The 17,990-nt window shown below is 42.4% G+C and carries 20 protein-coding genes; 8 read left to right on the forward strand and 12 right to left on the reverse strand.

Annotated features, from left to right (window positions below; all coding sequences use genetic code 11):
* Positions 1–92: 92 nt before the first annotated feature.
* On the forward strand, positions 93–1,844 hold the full coding sequence (locus tag HRI96_RS10515; protein WP_210117307.1) for an ABC transporter ATP-binding protein: 1,752 nt from the start codon (positions 93–95) through the stop codon (positions 1,842–1,844).
* A 96-nt stretch (positions 1,845–1,940) separates the two neighbouring features.
* Here the strand turns inward: HRI96_RS10515 and HRI96_RS10520 are convergent, their stop codons facing one another.
* From HRI96_RS10520 to HRI96_RS10565, 10 genes are all read right to left on the reverse strand, one after another.
* Positions 1,941–3,617 (reverse strand): DNA adenine methylase, encoded by a 1,677-nt coding sequence (locus tag HRI96_RS10520; RefSeq protein ID WP_210117308.1) that lies wholly within the window; start codon positions 3,615–3,617, stop codon positions 1,941–1,943.
* The gene (locus tag HRI96_RS10525; RefSeq protein WP_210117309.1) at positions 3,604–3,789 is read right to left on the reverse strand and encodes a hypothetical protein; all 186 of its coding nucleotides are present in this window, start codon (positions 3,787–3,789) and stop codon (positions 3,604–3,606) included. The genes HRI96_RS10520 and HRI96_RS10525 overlap by 14 nt, the downstream gene beginning before the upstream one ends.
* A gap of 32 nt (positions 3,790–3,821) precedes the next feature.
* Positions 3,822–5,075 (reverse strand): UV DNA damage repair endonuclease UvsE, encoded by a 1,254-nt coding sequence (uvsE, locus tag HRI96_RS10530; protein ID WP_210117310.1) that lies wholly within the window; start codon positions 5,073–5,075, stop codon positions 3,822–3,824.
* 246 nt (positions 5,076–5,321) lie between these two features.
* Positions 5,322–6,458 (reverse strand): ABC transporter substrate-binding protein, encoded by a 1,137-nt coding sequence (locus HRI96_RS10535; protein WP_210117311.1) that lies wholly within the window; start codon positions 6,456–6,458, stop codon positions 5,322–5,324.
* A 31-nt stretch (positions 6,459–6,489) separates the two neighbouring features.
* Complete coding sequence (locus HRI96_RS10540) at positions 6,490–7,278, reverse strand: ABC transporter ATP-binding protein (RefSeq protein WP_210117312.1); 789 nt, start codon at positions 7,276–7,278, stop codon at positions 6,490–6,492.
* Positions 7,275–8,333, reverse strand: a complete 1,059-nt coding sequence (locus tag HRI96_RS10545) for a FecCD family ABC transporter permease (RefSeq protein WP_210117313.1) — start codon at positions 8,331–8,333, stop codon at positions 7,275–7,277. Before HRI96_RS10545 ends, HRI96_RS10540 begins: the two co-directional genes overlap by 4 nt.
* A gap of 86 nt (positions 8,334–8,419) precedes the next feature.
* Complete coding sequence (locus HRI96_RS10550) at positions 8,420–9,079, reverse strand: MmcQ/YjbR family DNA-binding protein (protein ID WP_210117314.1); 660 nt, start codon at positions 9,077–9,079, stop codon at positions 8,420–8,422.
* Positions 9,046–9,393, reverse strand: a complete 348-nt coding sequence (locus tag HRI96_RS10555) for a hypothetical protein (RefSeq protein ID WP_256729227.1) — start codon at positions 9,391–9,393, stop codon at positions 9,046–9,048. The genes HRI96_RS10550 and HRI96_RS10555 overlap by 34 nt, the downstream gene beginning before the upstream one ends.
* Entirely contained in the window at positions 9,377–9,535 is a 159-nt protein-coding gene (locus tag HRI96_RS10560) for a hypothetical protein (RefSeq protein ID WP_256729228.1), read from the reverse strand. Before HRI96_RS10560 ends, HRI96_RS10555 begins: the two co-directional genes overlap by 17 nt.
* 209 nt (positions 9,536–9,744) lie before the next feature.
* Entirely contained in the window at positions 9,745–10,284 is a 540-nt protein-coding gene (locus tag HRI96_RS10565; protein WP_210117315.1) for a ClbS/DfsB family four-helix bundle protein, read from the reverse strand.
* 228 nt (positions 10,285–10,512) lie between these two features.
* Here HRI96_RS10565 and HRI96_RS10570 point away from each other — a divergent pair, with 228 nt between their 5' ends.
* From HRI96_RS10570 to HRI96_RS10595, 6 genes are all read left to right on the forward strand, one after another.
* Positions 10,513–10,746 (forward strand): AbrB/MazE/SpoVT family DNA-binding domain-containing protein, encoded by a 234-nt coding sequence (locus HRI96_RS10570; RefSeq protein WP_210117316.1) that lies wholly within the window; start codon positions 10,513–10,515, stop codon positions 10,744–10,746.
* Complete coding sequence (gene mazF / locus HRI96_RS10575; protein ID WP_210117317.1) at positions 10,740–11,078, forward strand: endoribonuclease MazF; 339 nt, start codon at positions 10,740–10,742, stop codon at positions 11,076–11,078. Before HRI96_RS10570 ends, mazF begins: the two co-directional genes overlap by 7 nt.
* A 463-nt stretch (positions 11,079–11,541) precedes the next feature.
* Complete coding sequence (locus HRI96_RS10580; protein WP_210117318.1) at positions 11,542–11,802, forward strand: type II toxin-antitoxin system RelB/DinJ family antitoxin; 261 nt, start codon at positions 11,542–11,544, stop codon at positions 11,800–11,802.
* The gene (locus HRI96_RS10585) at positions 11,799–12,059 is read left to right on the forward strand and encodes a Txe/YoeB family addiction module toxin (RefSeq protein WP_210117319.1); all 261 of its coding nucleotides are present in this window, start codon (positions 11,799–11,801) and stop codon (positions 12,057–12,059) included. Before HRI96_RS10580 ends, HRI96_RS10585 begins: the two co-directional genes overlap by 4 nt.
* A 205-nt stretch (positions 12,060–12,264) precedes the next feature.
* Complete coding sequence (locus tag HRI96_RS10590; RefSeq protein ID WP_210117320.1) at positions 12,265–13,386, forward strand: ABC transporter ATP-binding protein; 1,122 nt, start codon at positions 12,265–12,267, stop codon at positions 13,384–13,386.
* 87 nt (positions 13,387–13,473) lie between these two features.
* A complete protein-coding gene (locus tag HRI96_RS10595; protein ID WP_210117321.1) occupies positions 13,474–15,147 on the forward strand; it encodes an ABC transporter permease in 1,674 nt (557 codons plus the stop codon).
* 40 nt (positions 15,148–15,187) lie between these two features.
* On the opposite strand, the gene HRI96_RS10600 is transcribed toward HRI96_RS10595, so the two are convergent.
* Positions 15,188–15,343, reverse strand: coding sequence for a hypothetical protein (locus HRI96_RS10600; protein WP_210117322.1), 156 nt, complete (start codon positions 15,341–15,343; stop codon positions 15,188–15,190).
* A 14-nt stretch (positions 15,344–15,357) separates the two neighbouring features.
* Between HRI96_RS10600 and HRI96_RS10605 the strand changes: the two genes are divergently transcribed.
* A complete protein-coding gene (locus tag HRI96_RS10605; RefSeq protein ID WP_210117323.1) occupies positions 15,358–16,413 on the forward strand; it encodes an extracellular solute-binding protein in 1,056 nt (351 codons plus the stop codon).
* Between the two features lie 226 nt (positions 16,414–16,639).
* Here the strand turns inward: HRI96_RS10605 and HRI96_RS10610 are convergent, their stop codons facing one another.
* Complete coding sequence (locus HRI96_RS10610; protein WP_210117324.1) at positions 16,640–17,944, reverse strand: sn-glycerol-1-phosphate dehydrogenase; 1,305 nt, start codon at positions 17,942–17,944, stop codon at positions 16,640–16,642.
* Between the last annotated feature and the right edge of the window lie 46 nt (positions 17,945–17,990).

Here is a 17,990-nt window from a genome sequence, read left to right on the forward strand (position 1 = left end):
CAATGGAGCGAAAGCGGAACCCCGAAAAGCCCGGTTTTGCGAAGCAAAAGCCGCCCGTAAAGTTTTGAAGATACGTATTTTTGGAGAATTTTATGATAAAGATTTTTAGAAACTTTTTTAATTTTTGTGGAAAGCAAAATAAAAAGAAAATGGTCGCTTCCATGTGGCTGGGCGTTTTAAAGTCCGTGTTTGAGGCGCTTAGAATTCCCGCCGTTTACATAATGCTAACCGCTCTTCTTTCAAACAGCGTTACCTACACCGTTGTTTTTGAATGCCTTGGCGTAATGATTTTAAGTATTACAGGCTCTGCGATAATTCAAAGCCGAATAACAATGCTGCAATGCCAGGCTGGCTACGGAACTTGCGCCGACAAACGAATGGAAATTGCAGAACATCTGCGCTACGTGCCTATGGGCTACTTTAATAAAAACTCGCTCGGCACAATAACAAGCATTACGACAAACACCCTTGAACTATTGGCAAGCATGGCGACCAGAGTTGTTATGATAAGCACTCAAGGCTATCTTTCCACGGCGGTAGTTACTCTTATGGTTTTACTTTGGAACTGGAAGATCGGACTTATTCTTTTGTGCGGAATTGTTTTTTTTATTATTGTAAACTCATATATGCAAAAAAAGGCAAGTCTTTTGGCAAACAGAAAATATACTTCCGATTCGAATCTTGTCTCAAAAGCGATTGAGTACATTCTTGGAATTGCGGAAGTTAAGGCGTACAACATGACAGGTTCTTCAAGGAAAGAACTTAACGACGCAAATAACGAAAACAAGGACGTAAATATAAAGTTGGAACTTACCTTTGTTCCGCTAATGTGTTTGCAGGGCATGATTATAAAACTTACGGGCGTTGCAATGATTTTGGCTTCTCTTGGATTTTATTTTGCAGGAACGATGAAGCTTGTCGACTCGCTTTGTATGATAATATGTTCTTTTATAATTTATTCTCATCTCGATTCTGCAGGAAGTTTTTCTGCGCTCTTAAAGAATGTGAATCTCTGTATGGAGCGAGTAAACGAGGTCTTAAAAACGCCTACAATGGATTTGGAAGGAAAACAGGGGCAGGGCGAAGATTCTACGATAAGCGACGACAGGAGCATTTTTATCAAAGATATTTCGTTCAGTTATGAAAATAAAAAAATCATAGACGACATAAGCTTAAAAATTCCTCTCGGAACTTCAACCGCATTTGTAGGCTCGTCAGGAAGCGGAAAAACGACGCTTTGCCATTTGATAAGCAGATTTTGGGACGTGGACGAAGGTGCGATTTATCTTAAAGGCAAAAATATAAAAGATTACAAATACGACGATCTGATGAAAAATTTCAGTTTCGTATTCCAGAACGTATATCTTTTTAAAGACACGGTTGCAAACAACATTGCATTCGGACAAAACGACGCCCCCAGAGAAAAAATAATCGAAGCGGCAAAAAAAGCCTGCTGCCACGAATTTATCATGAACCTGCCTCAAGGCTACGACACTGTAATCGGAGAAGGAGGCGCAAGTTTGAGCGGAGGCGAAAAACAGCGCATTTCAATTGCACGGGCAATAATGAAAGACAGCCCTATAATAATTTTGGACGAAGCGACGGCAAACGTTGACCCTGAAAACGAAGCGGATTTAATACACGCAATCGAAGAACTTACAAAAAGCAAAACTATTATCATGATTGCTCATCGCTTAAAAACCGTGCGAAATGCGGACAACATTGTCGTCATAGACAGCGGCAAAATAGCCGAAATGGGAAAACACGACAATCTTATGAAAAAAGGTGGAATCTATGCTCGCTTTGTAGAAAGCCGCCAAAAAGCCGCCGGCTGGAAAATTTGAGGAATTGTGCGACGTTGATGTCCATGTTTTAATTAAACTGTGCCGTTTACACAGAAAATTTTACAGGATCAAAATTTTACAAGGCCTAGCAAATAATTAGATAGCAAATCTCAGCTCAGCCAAACCGGCCACTTGTTCTATTTTGCCGTCAATGTGCGTATATAATTCAGGATATTTACTCTTGATTTCTCTGATTGTTGACAGCCATTTATAAAAAACAAGCTTATTTTTCTTATGTGCAAGTTTTTTCAATGTATTTGGAATTAGTTTAATAAATTTTATATTTTTATCATTATCACCGTTCAGTTTTGAAATGATTTCAGCCAACTCTTCTTCCTTATCTTCACAAACACAAAGCTCTAAGCGAGAATGTAATAGTGACAAGGCCTGATTTGACAGTTCATTAATATTATCGGGCTGTTCAATAGTGAAGAAACTGTTTGTTTTTATAACAATCTGTTGATCATTGATTACAAATAACAAAGATTCTTTATCAAAAGAATTACAAACTTCTTTTAATTTTCGTTCATTAAAAGTCTGCTTAAATAACAACATCGCTTTTTTTCTAATAAAGATAGAATCTAATTGTTCTTCTGTTGTTTTAGAAGCTTTTTTTGCAGTATTGATGCAAAGGATAAATTCAATGTTCGTGTTTTGTCTTTTGTTACTCTGTTTTCCACCTCTGTATGTTGTGTACTCATTTGTAACAATAGATACTTTTCCCTTGCTCATACAGATTCTCTGCATTTCTTCAAAAGGAATAATTCCATCGGTACTGTAACTTATAAGAATAGATTTTGCTTTAATTTTAGAAATTAAGTTTTCAAAAGCTAAAGCTGCTTCTTCCTTATAGCAATAATGAGAACGTGTATTTATCCAATCATGTCTAATAGCGGCTTTTTCCCTTAATTCACCTTTTTCATTTAGCTCCAATTCTGCAGGAATATGGTCCCATTTTGCGATTGTATTAAGCATATGGTAATTACTACCGTATTGGTGCTGATTATAAGGGGGATCTAAATAGACGATATCTACTTCTTCAAGTTTTTCAACAAGTTTATTTGCATCTTCTTGAAAAACATGAACAGGGAAATCGGAATCAATCAATACCGGTCCATTCAATTTAATTTCACCAAGGATGCGTGTTAATGCATCTTTATTATGACCGCCAAATCCTTTGTGGCATGCTTTAAATACTCCGGAAGTATTGTTGTGAGTCGCGGCCTCATAAATAAGTTCAGCTAAAAGAATATTTCTTATCTGTAATTTTTTTTCCGAATTGTCATTAAGCGGAAAGTTTGATTCGATATAATTACGAATTTTATCAATATTTAATGCATTTTGATGTGTGTAAAAAAGTCTCTCCGTTTTATAATCCGCTGCATCGATATCATCTTCTTTAGGAGCATAATATTTGGCTATGTACTGTTCATTTTCTCTTGGGGCGGGTAATGTATTAATTCTATCCAATAAAGCTTGAAAGTTTTCTTCGGAGCCGAAAAGAGTAACAATGTCTTTCTTGTTAGTTTTAAGATAACAGTTTGCAATAATATACGAATAATATTCCCAGTCGTTGGTGTAAATTTCAAAATTAAGCATTTTTGCCAATCTGGAAACAACACCGCTCCCTGCAAAAGCATCAAAAAACTTTAAACCCGGTTTTATTTCAATTCCGGTTTGTTGTATTGCTTTTAGTATCAATCCTAAGAGTTTTCTTTTATTGCCAATGTACGCAATTATTTGCCGGGTTAGATAATCATTAGCTAGATTCATTGCAAAAATCCTTTATAGAAACAGAATCTATAAGGTTTACAAGATCTTCACAATGTTTTTTTGCAAGGTTTTCCATTGAAAGTTTTTCTTCCGGGGTGCTGTTGCCTGTATTGAACATTCCGATTGAATTTTTTGCGTGCGTATGCCCTGTTACAATTAAAATATTTTTCATATTTACCTCCAAAATTCCGGTTTTATCCTGCATTACAAGATATCTTTAAAATATAAACTTTCAAGCAGATATTTTTGATTGTATTCTTTGGCGAGCGACCAAAGCGTCTTTTTAAGCTGCCCCGCTTTGCTTCCCCCGGCAACTTTGTCTATCATCCTTGAAACCTTGTCGTGCGTTTTTTTATCTGCAAGTTTATCAAAGTAGCCCCAGACGTGCTGGGCGGCGTTTACAATCTGACCGGAAGCGGCTGGATGCGAAAGCGCCTTATCAATTAAATCATAAAATTCCAAAACCGGATAAGCATTTTTATCTTTTAACAATTCTCTTATTTCGTTATAAATTAAAGGAGAATGCTCCAGTACAAGATATTTATATCTTGCCCATTCTTTTTCAAGAGCGGTGATATCGGATCTTTCCACTGCATTTATAGCCTTTACCGCCGAAAGATTTTTGTCTTTGACTTCAAGCATAATGTCTATTTTATCGCCGCCGACTTCTTTATAAAAGTCGGAAAATATTTTTGCATTGATAGTTTGAGAATGTGAACCAGGCTTTTTATCTTCGGCTTGTTGTGAATAATGAATTTTTTGCCTGCCGTCTTTTGCAGTCCAAGTCTTGCTTACTTTTTCAATCCAGTATTTATCGGTCTCTTCGCCGCTTGGATTCGTTGCGTTATGTAAATTGTCGTAAATGACAGGAACCTTCAAAGCAAGCCCTAAATCCAAGACCTCTTCTATATTGAATATTTTGTCGTCATTTTCTATGACCAGTCTGTTTTTGATTCGCTCATCCAATTTTTTATAGTTTTCTGCAAAGCGGTTGAGCGCTTCTTTCTTGTTGCCGTATGCTCCTCCTATATGAAGAATCATTTTGCCGCTCTGATCAAGGCCGAGGCTGTCTAAAAATCTTGCATGATACAAAAGGTCTTCCGCCGCTTTTTTTACAACTTCTTCGCCGGGGGAATTAAGCACCGTGTACTGCCCCGGATGCATAGAAAGCCGGATTCCGTTATCCTTAGCCTTTTTTCCCAGAAGAAAAAGCTCGTTTTCATATATCTCCCACCATTTTACCTGATTAACTGGATGAGAGCCGAACGGAATGATGTCCGACGTGATTCTCATCATCTTGATGCCGTTTTCAATGTTATAATCGAGCATTCTGTCTAAAGAGGTCAGATTTACACTGATAATCTCTTTCAGCGTTTTTTCATCGGCATTTTCTTTGCGGCAGGTTTTATAATTTACACCTTCCACGCCGACAGTCAAACAGGCGTAGCCAATGGCCATATTCTCTCCCAAAAAAAGATCAGCGCAAACAAGCAGGTCAAATATCGAGTTTTTAAAATATCAAGGTTTAACTTCGACCGCTGAATAGTCGCGGTCTTGTTAAACGACGAGTTTACTGCGCAAACCTCGCTTATCAACTGTGCGCAAGGAGCGCATGAAGCCGGCGGGCGCGGCGGTACTTAACCTGCGAGTTTCGGACAAGCCTAACCCGCAGGTTATAAGAAAAATTTCCGGACGTCCTTGTAATTAAAAATACTGCCTCTTTGACGCCGCGCGGGGATGCAAAATCCAGTCCACGTCTTCGTCGGAAAGATTCATTCCGTAAAACCGTTTATAATACTCTTTGATTTTTTGATTCATGTCTATGTCGCCGAAAAGATCGGGGCGGGCGTTTTTTGCAACCCACCACATCGCAAGCGGCGTATCCGTAGTTGGCGGACACCAGCGGTGCATGCCAAACGGGAATTTAAATACCTGCCGGTTTTTTACGGCGTTTATTCCGCTCCAGTCATGTCCGGGCGCGGCCGTGTTGTTGTAAAGATCGTCGGGCGTTTTATCGGAAAAGGTTAGGATAAAAATCTGATCGGGCTGCCAGCTGTATACCTGTTCCATATTCAGCGCGCCTTTAGCCGCAGTGCCGCCCAAATTTATTCCGCCTACCAATGTTGCCCAATACTGACCGAACGATTTTTTACCCATAGCCGCCAACACGCTGTCGGTATAGTTGCTTATGAACAATATTTTCTTTTGTTCGGAAAGAGGATTTGCGGCGATGCGAGCCTTAATTTCTTTTTCTACGTTTTCACCGTAGGCGATAATTTCCTCTGCGGGGCTTTTTGTCTGAAGCACTTGAGACATCGTATCCATCCACGACTTTAAAGTTAAAAGCGGACTTGCATCTCCTCCTGTTGCGGGGTGTACTAAAGCTACCGCCGCAATGCCCGCTTGGCGAAGCGGATCGGCAACCGCCGCATCCATATAAAAAACGACATCGGGTTTAAGCTTTACCAGCTCTTCCAAATTCACTTTTCCGCCGTTATAAAACGAATACGAAATATTCTGAAAATTCGGCGCATACTTTGAAAATATGCTGTGCTTGGCCCCGTTGACGGAATCCGGAGAAACTCCGACTATGTTGCTCGTCTTGCCTTGCTGGAAAACCGTCAAAACGGTCGGCGCGGGCAATGGCCCTAAAACGACTATTCGCTCAATTTTATTGGGAACTTCAACCGAATTTCCTTTAAAATCCACAACCGTGTGAGTGCCTGTTTCGACACTCACCTTATTCTCGGCCGCTTTAGCCGATTCATCTTTTTGGCCGGATGCGTACATTCCGCCCAATACCACAGAAAAAAATAATATAGCTGCAAATATTTTTTTCATATTCCACACTCCTTGCTGTTATATATTTCAGTCACAATAAAGAGACTGCCGTTACCGCATGATAATTCACTCCCAAATAGGAAGCCTGTAAAATATCCACGTGAACCCTAAAAATGTCCTCCATCGTCTTTGAAGTGATGACTTCATCCGATGGGCCGAATAAGCTTTCGCCGTCGCGTGACAGAACCAGCGACAGGTCGGATATCCGCAGGGCGTGCGCGGGATAATGGGTGTTAAAGACACAGCATAATCCGTCCTCTTTTGACAAGCGGCGGACGGTTTCCAAAATAATAAGCTGGTTCCTAAAATCCAGATTCGATTCGGGTTCGTCCAACACCAGCATCTTAGGCCGGCTGCACAGCGCACGGGCGATAAGCACCATCTGCAGTTCTCCGCCGCTTAAACGGTTGCAGTGTTTGGTTCTCAAATGCGTAATTCCCACGGCGGCCATCGCTTCTTCACAAAATTGCCGGTCTTTTTCTCCGGGCGTACCGAATAATCCCGTGTGAACGCTGCGTCCCAATAAAATCATTTCTTCTACGGTAAAGGCAAAGGGCATGTATTTTGCTTGCGGAACGTATGCAATCTGCCGCCAAAGCTCCCGCTCGGAAATCTCCGCAATATTTTGGCTGTCGACGTAACTACCGCCTGACTGCCACGGGAGCATGCCCATCATACAGCGCAGCAGGGTCGTTTTCCCGACTCCGTTGGGGCCGAGGATTGACAGCACGCAGCGGCTTTCTATAGAAAAGTTTATGTTTTGTAAAATCGGAGCTACGCCTTTAAACGAAAAGGTTCCGCTGCGGACTTCAAATTTCAATTCCAGCCGCCTCCTGTCCGTTTGAGCAGGATGATAAAAAAAGGCGCGCCCACTATGGCCGTAAGAACGGAAAGAGGTATTTCGGACTGAGTTGCGCTCCGGGCAACAGTATCCAGAAGCAGCATAAACACCGCGCCGATACTGGCGCTTGCGGGAATAACTCTCTGATTGTCGCTTCCGAACAGCATGCGGCATATGTGCGGCACCACCAAGCCTACCCAGCCGATCTGCCCGCACATGGAAACGCTGGATGCGATTATCGCCGCCGATGCGATGATAATCAGCAGCCGTATTTTGCGCAGATTGACGCCCATGGATTTAGCTTCGTCTTCGGATAAGGTCAGCACATTGCACTTCCAGCGCGCAAGAATTAAAATCAGCGTTCCCGCAAAAATAATCGGAGCGCCTACGGCCAAGCCCTTCCATGTTGCGTTATTCAGACTGCCCAATAGCCAATAGGTAATCGTAGGCAGTTTTTCTTCCGAGTCCGCCGTATACTTAATCAAAGAAACCATTGCCTGAAACAGCGCGGACACCATGACGCCGGACAGCACCAGCATAACCATGGAGTGCTGCCTCTTCATTTTTCCCGCTTGATACGTAAGATACAAAGCCAGAAGACCGAACGTCAGTGCGCTCAACTGCACTATGAGCAATCGCTGATCCAAAAGCAGGGCCAGAGCAGCGCCGAAGCTCGCTCCCGAAGCTATCCCCAGAGTGTCGGGGGAAACCAGCGGATTCGACAATAGCGCCTGCAGACCAGCTCCGGCCGTTGCCAGCGCACAGCCGCACAAAAGCCCCAAGAGAATGCGGGGAAGCCTGATGCCGATAATAATTTGCGCTTCGACATCATCCTTCGCCAGCGCTACGCTTTTATTGACAAGAAGTTGAACTACGGCTCGAACCGTGTCGCTCGCCGGAACGGAATATCTTCCGATAGATAAGCTTACGATCATTGCGATGATCGGCAAAGCGAACAAAAAAAGACCGAATAAAACGGGAGATTCGCGGCGAGGAATATGTTCGTCTGTTTTATAGTTCGGAAGTATCGGCATTGCTAAAAGTTAGCATAAGCTAACAACAAATGCTGTTGCCGCCGCAACAAAAGCGATAAAAACTATTTCGGCTGCTCGAATTTTATTCACTTTGCCAGTAAATAGCTTTTATCTATTCTATGACAAATTTCTTCCATAGGAACGGAACCGTTCAAAACGACGGTATACCAATGCTTTTTATTCATGTGCCAGCCGGGAAAATAGCGTTCGCCATCAATCAGTTTTTCCAATGCCGCCGGTTTGCTTCTAAGATCGATGATCTCGGCCGTTTCATCGGACTCAATACCAAGTTTGCGTTTAGATACTGTCAACAGGGCTCCATACCATTTTTGATTATCTTTTCGTCTCCATACCGCATTGGCAGGGAATTTTTCCCATAAATATTCCGGATCATCACCGTATTTTTTGCGGACATAGTCAATGAGTTTGACAGTCTGCTCAGCTTTAAAAATCGCCGTTTCATAGCATTTGTCGGCAATATTTTGAAGGACATATGCAACGGCCGCTCTGACCTCGCCCACAAACGTACCGGCGATATCCATTTTATAGAGCACATATTCCTCTTCTGTGACATATTCGGTCAGCCTCGTATCGGGAACGGCTCCTTTACCGACAGCAACTTCCAGCTGAAATTCTCCGTTCAGAATATCGACCCTGTACTTGTGTGCAGAGTCTTCTTTTTTAAAACCGTATGCCGCAAGCTTTTCGGGAATTACTTTTTTATGCAGAAAAATATCTTCAAACATTCTATGAACGAGCGCCTTCCTGTTAAAAAACTTCGATTTCTCCCCTTATATGAAATCAGCTCTCCTTCTTTCAAACTTCTATCCGCCAAACAGGGGTTTTCTTTTAGGATGTGATTTAGCTTTGAGCGGGAAAGGAGCGGTTCGCTCATCACACAAAATCCGCCCGTTTGCTTGCTGCCTGAAACGATATAAACATATCGTTCCTTTTGCAGCTTATATTCTTCTATTGCCTGTGCCGAAAAAGTTATTTCTCCATGCTCGCGTATTTGAATCCAACCGAAAATATATTTTCCGCCCTTATTCATCTGCGGCATGCTCAGTGTCCTCCAATGTCTGTTTCGTTATACGGATGGCGCCTCTCGTGTGAATACGAACAACAGGATGCGAATCATGTTCCGCAAACCATTCCAATTTTTCCAAATACGGTTCTACGGAATGCGGCAGCCGTTTTCCCATCAATTATTCTCAGAGCGATGTTTTTTTATCACTTTACCGCTACTCCGCTTTTCTTAAGCCACGCCGCTGAACAAAACGGCGCAGAACACATTTTACGTTTTTATTATACAAGTTGAAGTTCGGTGTAAGTCAAGCCTCCGCGGTTATCAAAAGAATAAACGCCATTTTGCGGAAAGTCGTTGTGAACGGAAAAAGATCTACGGCACAGATTAATTATTATGCGCTGCCGAGCGGTTTACGTTTCTCTGTGTTTTTTTCAGCGCTTTTTTTAAGCACTTTATCGCCCAATCGTAATGGCTAGACGTTGCGGAAACACAGTAGCTGCCGAGCGTCGTCGTGCCCGTCCAATCGAAGGCGCCCTTTGAAAAAAGTTTGTCATCTGAAAACGTTTCGATAAGCGACATGACGTCTTTATGCGTCTTTTTTAGCATTTGTTCCGCGTCGGCATACGGCGTTCCCCGATGCTTTTTCCAAAACCCGATGTTCATCGCAGGATAGGTTTTCCAATTATAAGGCTCGGGCAAAAATGCGGCGGATTTCCCGCTCGTATTCGACTTTATCCAATTGAGTAAAAGGCAGTGCCATTCATAGAGGTGCACCAAAACGTCGCGCACGTTTTTATCGCGCTCATTCGGAAAGATATCGGCGGCTTTTTCTTCTTCGGCCATTCCGCCGACCAGTTCCCACAGCTTTGCAAATTGCGCGTTCGCCGCCAAAATTAAATCGGATTTGGTTTTAGGTCTGGGCATATTTTTCTCCTATAAAGCTATGTTTGCCGCAAAGCAAATTCGGCATAAAAAACGCCAGCGATATTTCAGACGGCGCTTTTTATCATTATTTATTATAATTACATACTTAGTTATAAATAATACAGATTAATACGTATACCATATTTCCTCACATAAAAATCTAACCCAAATGCGTATCCTTGACAACCGGTATATATATTGTATATACTGATTGCCAAGGAGTATCGTGTGCAGACTATAGTTCATAAATGGGGTAACAGTTTAGGTTTCAGAATTCCTTCGCTTTGGGCTAAAGATAATGATATAAAAAACGGCAGTAAAGTTGAAGTGATTATAGAAAAAGGAAAGATCGTTATTCTTCCGCAGAAAAAATCTCTTGATGATATGCTGGCTCTGGTAAATGAAGAGAATATACATTCGGAAGTTTCTACCGGATATGCCGTTGGTAAAGAAGCATGGTAAATTCAAATTATGTTCCTGAAAAAGGAGATCTGGTCTGGCTTGATTTTGATCCTCAAACAGGACATGAGCAGAAAGGCCGCCGTCCTGCAATTTGTATTTCTCATAAAAGCTATAATCAAAAAATCGGACTTGCTTTATTCTGTCCGATTACGAGCCGTATAAAGGGGTATCCTTTTGAGATCGTGTTGAATCAACATTCTATAAACGGATGCATATTAAGCGATCAGATAAAAAACCTTAATTGGAAACAGAGAAATTGCGATTTCATAGAAAAAGCAGCAGATGAAGAAATTGATTCCGTAGTTCAAAATATAAAATTGATGATTGAATGACAGGGGCGACGGCCGTTTGAAAGGGCGGTTTCTGTTTTTATGGAAAAATAAAAAAAACCTGCAAGCGCAAAGTTAATACATAAATATTAAAAAAATCGCGCTATGGCAAACATCGAGGCTCCAGTGAGTTAATTGTCTGTATTGGGTATGTCCGATTCCATAATAGCTATTGTTTCTTCTTGCGTAGATAATCTTATTTTATCGTCCTTCTTTAGTGCGTATTGCGGATAACCGACGCAAGCCCCCTCTTGTGCTTTTAGCCATATCGAATATATTTTATAGCCTTTCCAATCGGGGCGGGCTTCATGTGTCAAAATCTGCGCTATGTTCGCCGATAAACAGGCGCGCGCCGGAATACGATACCGTATTATTTTTTTGAAAAAGTTTATGCCGCGCTAAAAAAAACGCAATATATTGACAATGTCAATATATTTATTTACAGTAACAAAAAGGAGTTACTACTATGGCACAGACAAACATAAATATTCGTATGGACGAGGACTTAAAAAAACAGTTTGAAGCCTTTTGTTCCGATATTGGAATGACCATGACAACAGCATTTTGCGTGTTTGCAAAAACAGCGGTTAGAAAACAAAAAATACCGTTTGAAATATCAACAGATCCGTTCTACAGCGAAAGCAACATGGCTCACTTACGCCGCGGCATTGAAGCTCTGAACGCCGGAAAAGGGGTAGAACATGAGCTTATCAAGGCGGGCGAATGAAAAAAATATGGTTTGATGAAGCATGGGAAGATTATGTGTATTGGCAAACACAAGATAAGAAAACAATAAAGCGTATCAATATGCTGGTTAAAGATATTGAACGTAGAAAATTTGACGGTATAGGAAAACCTGAACCCCTAAAGGGCGACTTGAGCGGGTTTTGGAGTCGCCGTATTGATGAAGTGAACAGGCTTGTGTATCGAGTGAGCAAAAATACTTTAGAAATTCTCTCCTGCCGTGGGCATTATGAGGATTAATTGAAATGCGATTACATCACACCATTTATTGCCGCCTCTGTTAAAAATTTACTTGACGTAAGGTTTTTTAAGCTTATATACTTAAACGATATCAGTTCAAATAATTAAAGTATCGCAAGCCGGAATACGAGCAGATCGTATTCCCTACAAATTTATCTTCCATAGATTTTACGGAATTATAAAACACTAAAATAAGAGGTAAAGAATGAGCGTAGCTATTACTATCAAAGACGCGGTAAAAAAATACGGAGACGCCGTTATAATAAAAAATCTCGACTTGAAGATACGGCAAGGAGAGTTTTTTACACTGCTCGGCCCGTCCGGATGCGGCAAGACGACTCTTTTAAGAATGATCGCAGGTTTTAATTCCATCGAAGGCGGAGACTTTTATTTTAACGATAAAAGAATAAACGATATGGATCCGGGCAAAAGGAATATCGGAATGGTCTTTCAAAACTACGCGATTTTCCCTCACCTTACGGTGCGTAAAAACGTCGAATTCGGCCTTACGAATAAGCCCCAGTTTACAAAACAACAAATTCCGTCCCAAGCGCAAAAATTCATGAAACTCATGCAGATAGATCAACTTGCCGACAGAATGCCCGAACGGCTTTCAGGCGGTCAGCAGCAGAGAGTCGCTCTTGCGCGCGCCCTCTGCATAGAACCCGACGTGCTTTTGATGGACGAACCTCTTTCAAACTTGGACGCAAAGCTGCGCATAGAAATGCGGACGGTAATCAAAAACATCCAGCGCAGCGTGGGAATTACGACGGTCTACGTCACCCACGATCAGGAAGAAGCCATGGCCGTTTCCGACAGGATAGCCGTAATGAATAACGGAGTCATCCAGCACATAGGAAAACCGAAAGATCTTTATCAGCGGCCTGCAAATATATTTGTTGCAACGTTCATAGGACGGTCGAATCTTTTAAACGGAAAGCTTGAAATCGAAAACGATAAAGCGTATTTTGTCACCAAGTGCGGATACAAGGCTGAAATGAAAAACATAGATCCAAAAGAAAAGCGCGAGCAAAATATCATTATTTCCGCACGGCCTGAAGAATTGCTTCTCACATCCGACAACAGCGCTTACGGGATAAAAGGAACCGTAGACGACTGTGTGTTCCTTGGCCTTAACACTCATTACTTTGTACATCTTTCCACAGGCGAAGAAGTCGTGATAATCCAAGAATCCACAATTGATTCAACCATTGAGCCAGGAACGGAAATAAAACTCTCCGTCAACACTCAAAAAGTAAATCTTTTTAACGAAGACGGCAGCAAAAACATTCTTCAAGGCGTTAATAACGATCTGGAAAACCAATAAGGAATTAAACAGCGCGCAATGTGCGCACGAAAACGGCATTATAGGAAGTCAAAATTTCCTTGCATGCCGTTTTATAAGGAAAGGCATATGGCTAACACAAAAAATATCGGAACTGTTAAACACAAAAAAATGGAAATTTGGACGCTGCTGTCCATAGGCATCCTTTGCGTATTCGGTCTTTATCTTGTTTATCCCTTGTACGGACTTCTAAAAGAATCTATAAGAAATCCCCAGGGAGGATATACCTTTTCGTATTTTACGAAATTCTTTAGTACGCCGTACTATATGATCACGATCTGGCACAGTTTTCACAGCTCGATAGTGATCGCATTCGTCTCGTTGCTGATCGGCATTCCGCTTTCGTATTTTTACTCTTTTTACAAACTTAAAGGCGCAAAAGTTCTCTTTGTCACAAGCATTCTTTGCTGTATGTCGGCACCGTTTCTCGGAGCTTATGCGTGGGTAATGCTTTTGGGACGCGGCGGAGTCATAACAAGTTTTTTGAGGAACATAGGAATCGACATAGGCTCCATTTACGGATTTAAAGGAATAGTGCTTGCTCAGTCTTTAAAACTTTTTCCTCTCGTATTTATTTACATGAACGGGGCTTTTAAAAACATCGATAATTCTCTTTTGGAAGCGTCCGCAAACATGGGCTGTACGGGATTTTCACGATTCCGAAAAATCGTAATAGCTCTTTCAATGCCTACGGTTCTTGCAGCAGCTCTTATCGTTTTTATGAGAGCTTTTGCGGATTTCGGAACTCCGCAGATCATCGGCGAAGGCTATGAGACCATGCCCGTTTTGATCTACGATCAGTATTTGGGCGAAAACGGCCAGGATTACAACTTTGCAGCCGCTATGTCCATCATTGCGATCGGAGTTACGGCCTTGGTATTCTTCGTTCAAAAATGGACTACAAATAAATTCAGATTTTCCATAAACGCGCTTCATTCGGTAGATAAAAAAGATCCTAAGGGCATCGCAGGCTTTTTTATGTATCTTTACAGCTACATAATCATTTTTCTTGCAGTTCTGCCTCAGGCGTTTATAATCTATCTTTCTTTTAGAAACAGCAAAGGTTCCGTTTTTCTTCCGGGATTTTCGATGGGAAATTACCAACAGGCGGTAAAAAGGCTTTTGGTGCGTTCCATACAGAATACTACGATTCTCGGCGTGGGCTCTTTAGCGATAATAATCCTGCTCGCCATTATCATCGCATACTTGGTGGTAAGACGCGGCAACTTTATCAATAACACGATCGACACCATTTCCATGATGCCGTATATTATGCCCGGCTCCGTCATAGGTATCGCCATGCTGCTTGCGTTCGGGAAAAAGCCTTTTGCGCTTACGGGAACTCTTGCCATAATGATAATCTCTTTGGTAGTACGAAGGATGCCCTACACTATCCGTTCCGCTACTGCAAACCTAATGCAGATTCCTATGTCTATAGAAGACGCCGCGATAAGTTTGGGCGCAAGCAAAATGAAGACCTTTTTTAAGGTAACCGTGCCCATGATGTCAAACGGAATACTCGCAGGCGCTATATTAAGCTGGGTTTCCATAGTGACGGAAGTGAGTTCCGCCATCATCCTGTACAACAATAAAACGATCACCCTTACTATGTCTTCGTACGTAGCTATAGAACGGGGCAACTACGGATTGGCTTCGGCGTTTGCAGCCATACTTACGGTCATAACAGGTATTTCGCTGATGTTCTATCTTGCTATAAGCAAGTCGGAAGACGTAAACCTCTGATCGATTGAATTGAATCGATCAAGTTGCGCCGAATCAGGGATCAAATCGAGTCGAGCGCCGGCCTGACAAAGCGGCACAGCTTTGTCAGGAGAATCACCGCGCGGTCGTTTTTGATTGATTGAATTACAGCTGGGGCTACGGCTTTTTGCCCATCGGCAGATAAGTAATAGTTTTGGTTTAAATTAATTTTCATCATAGGAGGTTTATAAGATGAAAAAATTATTAACTGTCATATTGACATTATTCTTTGCGGGTGCGCTTGTTTTCGCCGCGGGTGACAAAGATACTTCTTCACAGAAGGATTCTTCAGGGCTTGGGACAAAGCTCGTTCTTTATTCTTCAATGACGGAATTCGATCTTGAAGCTCTTCTTTCATGTTTTAATGAAAAGTATCCCAACATCAATGTCGAAGTTGTGAGCGGAGCCGCAGGTGAATTTGTTGCAAGGATCAAGGCCGAAGCCAATAATCCTCAGGGAGACGTTACTTGGGGCGGGCTGTGCGATTCCGACGGAGACAGATATTCGGATCTTTTCGAGCACTGGGTTTCCGATGAAACAAAATATGCGATGGAAGGTTATTCTACCCCGAACGGATTTTATTCTATGGATCACCTTTCAACCGTGTGTTTTTGCGTTAACACCGAATTGGAAGCAAAACTCGGTATGAAGATCACTTCTTATGCGGACCTTCTTGACCCGAGACTCAAAGGAAAGATAGTCCTTTCCAACCCGAACAGCTCTTCCGCCGCATGGAATAACTTATGCAATATTTTTTCCGTATTCGGCTATGACACTCCGGAAGCATGGAACTATATGGAAAAACTTATGGCCAACTTAATCGTCGTAAAATCATCGTCAGTATGCTTCAATTCCGTACATGACGGAGAATACGTCGTCGGTCTTACATACGAAGACGGTGCCGTAAAACTTTTACAAAACGGAGCTAAAAACATCCGCGTTCAATACCCCGACGAAGGAACTTCCGCCGCCGCATACGGTGTTGCGGTCATTAAAAACGCGCCTCACATGGCGGCTGCCAAAGCCTTTGCGGATTTTATCTGCTCGGCGGAAGGACAAACCGCAGTTGCAAAATACATGGAAGGCACCTTACGCCTTACAAACCGCAACTACAAGATTCCTTCAGGCGCATGGCTTAAGGCTTCTTCCGATATAAAATGGGTAAACCGCCCCGTAAAAAAAGTAACCGACGGCAAAACCGAAATGCTCGATAAATGGAACACCCTTTGGGCTAGAATAAGCAAATAAACTGAAGACCCGGAATTGTCCGGGTCTTTTTTATAGCGCATGCGCTCGAAATTTAAAGATATAAGACCCGCCGCTTGAATGTGCAGATCCTCCGTCCGCTACGCAAACTTCGCCGCTTTAGATCTGTTCTTTTTTTGAAACGTTCAAGGCGGCGCTAAGATCGTCTATACCCTTTTGGATGTGCTCCTGCATGACGCCATCAATTCCTCATTAACCGGCGCTTTAATCATCTCCAAGAAGAAAAATAGCCGTTCGCAGGATTTGTGACTATCGATATGAATTTATCCAAAAGTCCGGTTTCATAGAGAAGATCGCACACGGTGTACCTGTTCCGCATCATCTGCGCCACGCGCATTCCGTAAATGTGATCTTCGTTGGAAAGTCCGATCATCACAGGCTCAGTGGGGCAATCCACTTCCGAAAACATTTTTTTCAGTTCAACAAACGGAATGATCTGTCCCTTTATTTTTTCTTTTATGAGATCCCATTTTTCAATTATCTCCTGCTGGCGCTTTTTAAGCTTTTCGCCTTCAAGAAATTTTTTTGAACAAATTTCAATTTGCCTGTCCTGTACCGAAGGAATTTTTACCGCCTGTCTTATCGAAGCCTGTCTTTCATCCCATGTCTGAGGGACATAAGATGAAACTTGCTTTTTTATGTCTTCTTTTGAGAGCTTAAGAATCTCTTCCATGCAGGCGGTGCTTGAAAGGGTTCCTATGGCGACTTTAAATCCGTGTGAAGCAGCCTTGCCGTCGACTTCGCAGCTGTCATTCATTTCCCAGACGTGGCTTTGCAAGTGATCGTATCCGCTTGCAGGTCTCGAATCAAAGTATTCCTGCATCGCAAATCCGGTATGAATAAGACCGTCAAACACCGCCCCTATCGCCGAAGGTTCTCTGGATTTTAAAGCTTTCGGGGAGGAAAGTTTTTCCTTGAGCGCAGGCTGTACCATTTCCCACACTTTGCGGTCGATTTTTTCTATGCCGAGGATGTCCGCTATAAACCAGTCGGCGCCGGCCGGCACCTTTGCCGCAAGATCGCCGTAACCGGACGCGATCATAGGCATGGGCGCATCGGACAGAATGTCGGGATCCGCAATAACAAGCAGCGGAGCGGGACAAGAAAGCGTCACTTTAAGTCCCTTATCGGTAATCGAAGCTCCGTTGCTGGTAAAACCGTCCACGGAAGGGGCCGTGGCAATGCACATGTATTGTCTTTCTCCCGCAACATAAGAAGCTCTTTTGCATAAATCATTTATTGTACCCGCGCCGACGGCTACGGCAATATAATCACTGTCTTTTAAAAGAAGATCGCGGACAATGTCCACATGTTTGTCGTCCGCATAAACTTCGGAGCCGTCAAAAACATACGTATCGCAGCCGCCGAAGTTTTTTACGACATAGTCTCCTGCGACTTTTTTCGTGTTCGTGTCTTCTATCACCAACGGTTTTTTACCGGGGAATATTTCTGCAAAAGCTTTTGCGGCTTCGTTAAGCGCACCGCGCTGCAGCATTAATTTTGAAATAATCATAAATTCTCCTATAAATAATCTGATCTTCGAAAGAAAACCTATCGGT

The sequence above is a fragment of the Treponema parvum genome (assembly GCF_017893945.1).
GTDB lineage: Bacteria > Spirochaetota > Spirochaetia > Treponematales > Treponemataceae > Treponema_D > Treponema_D parvum_A.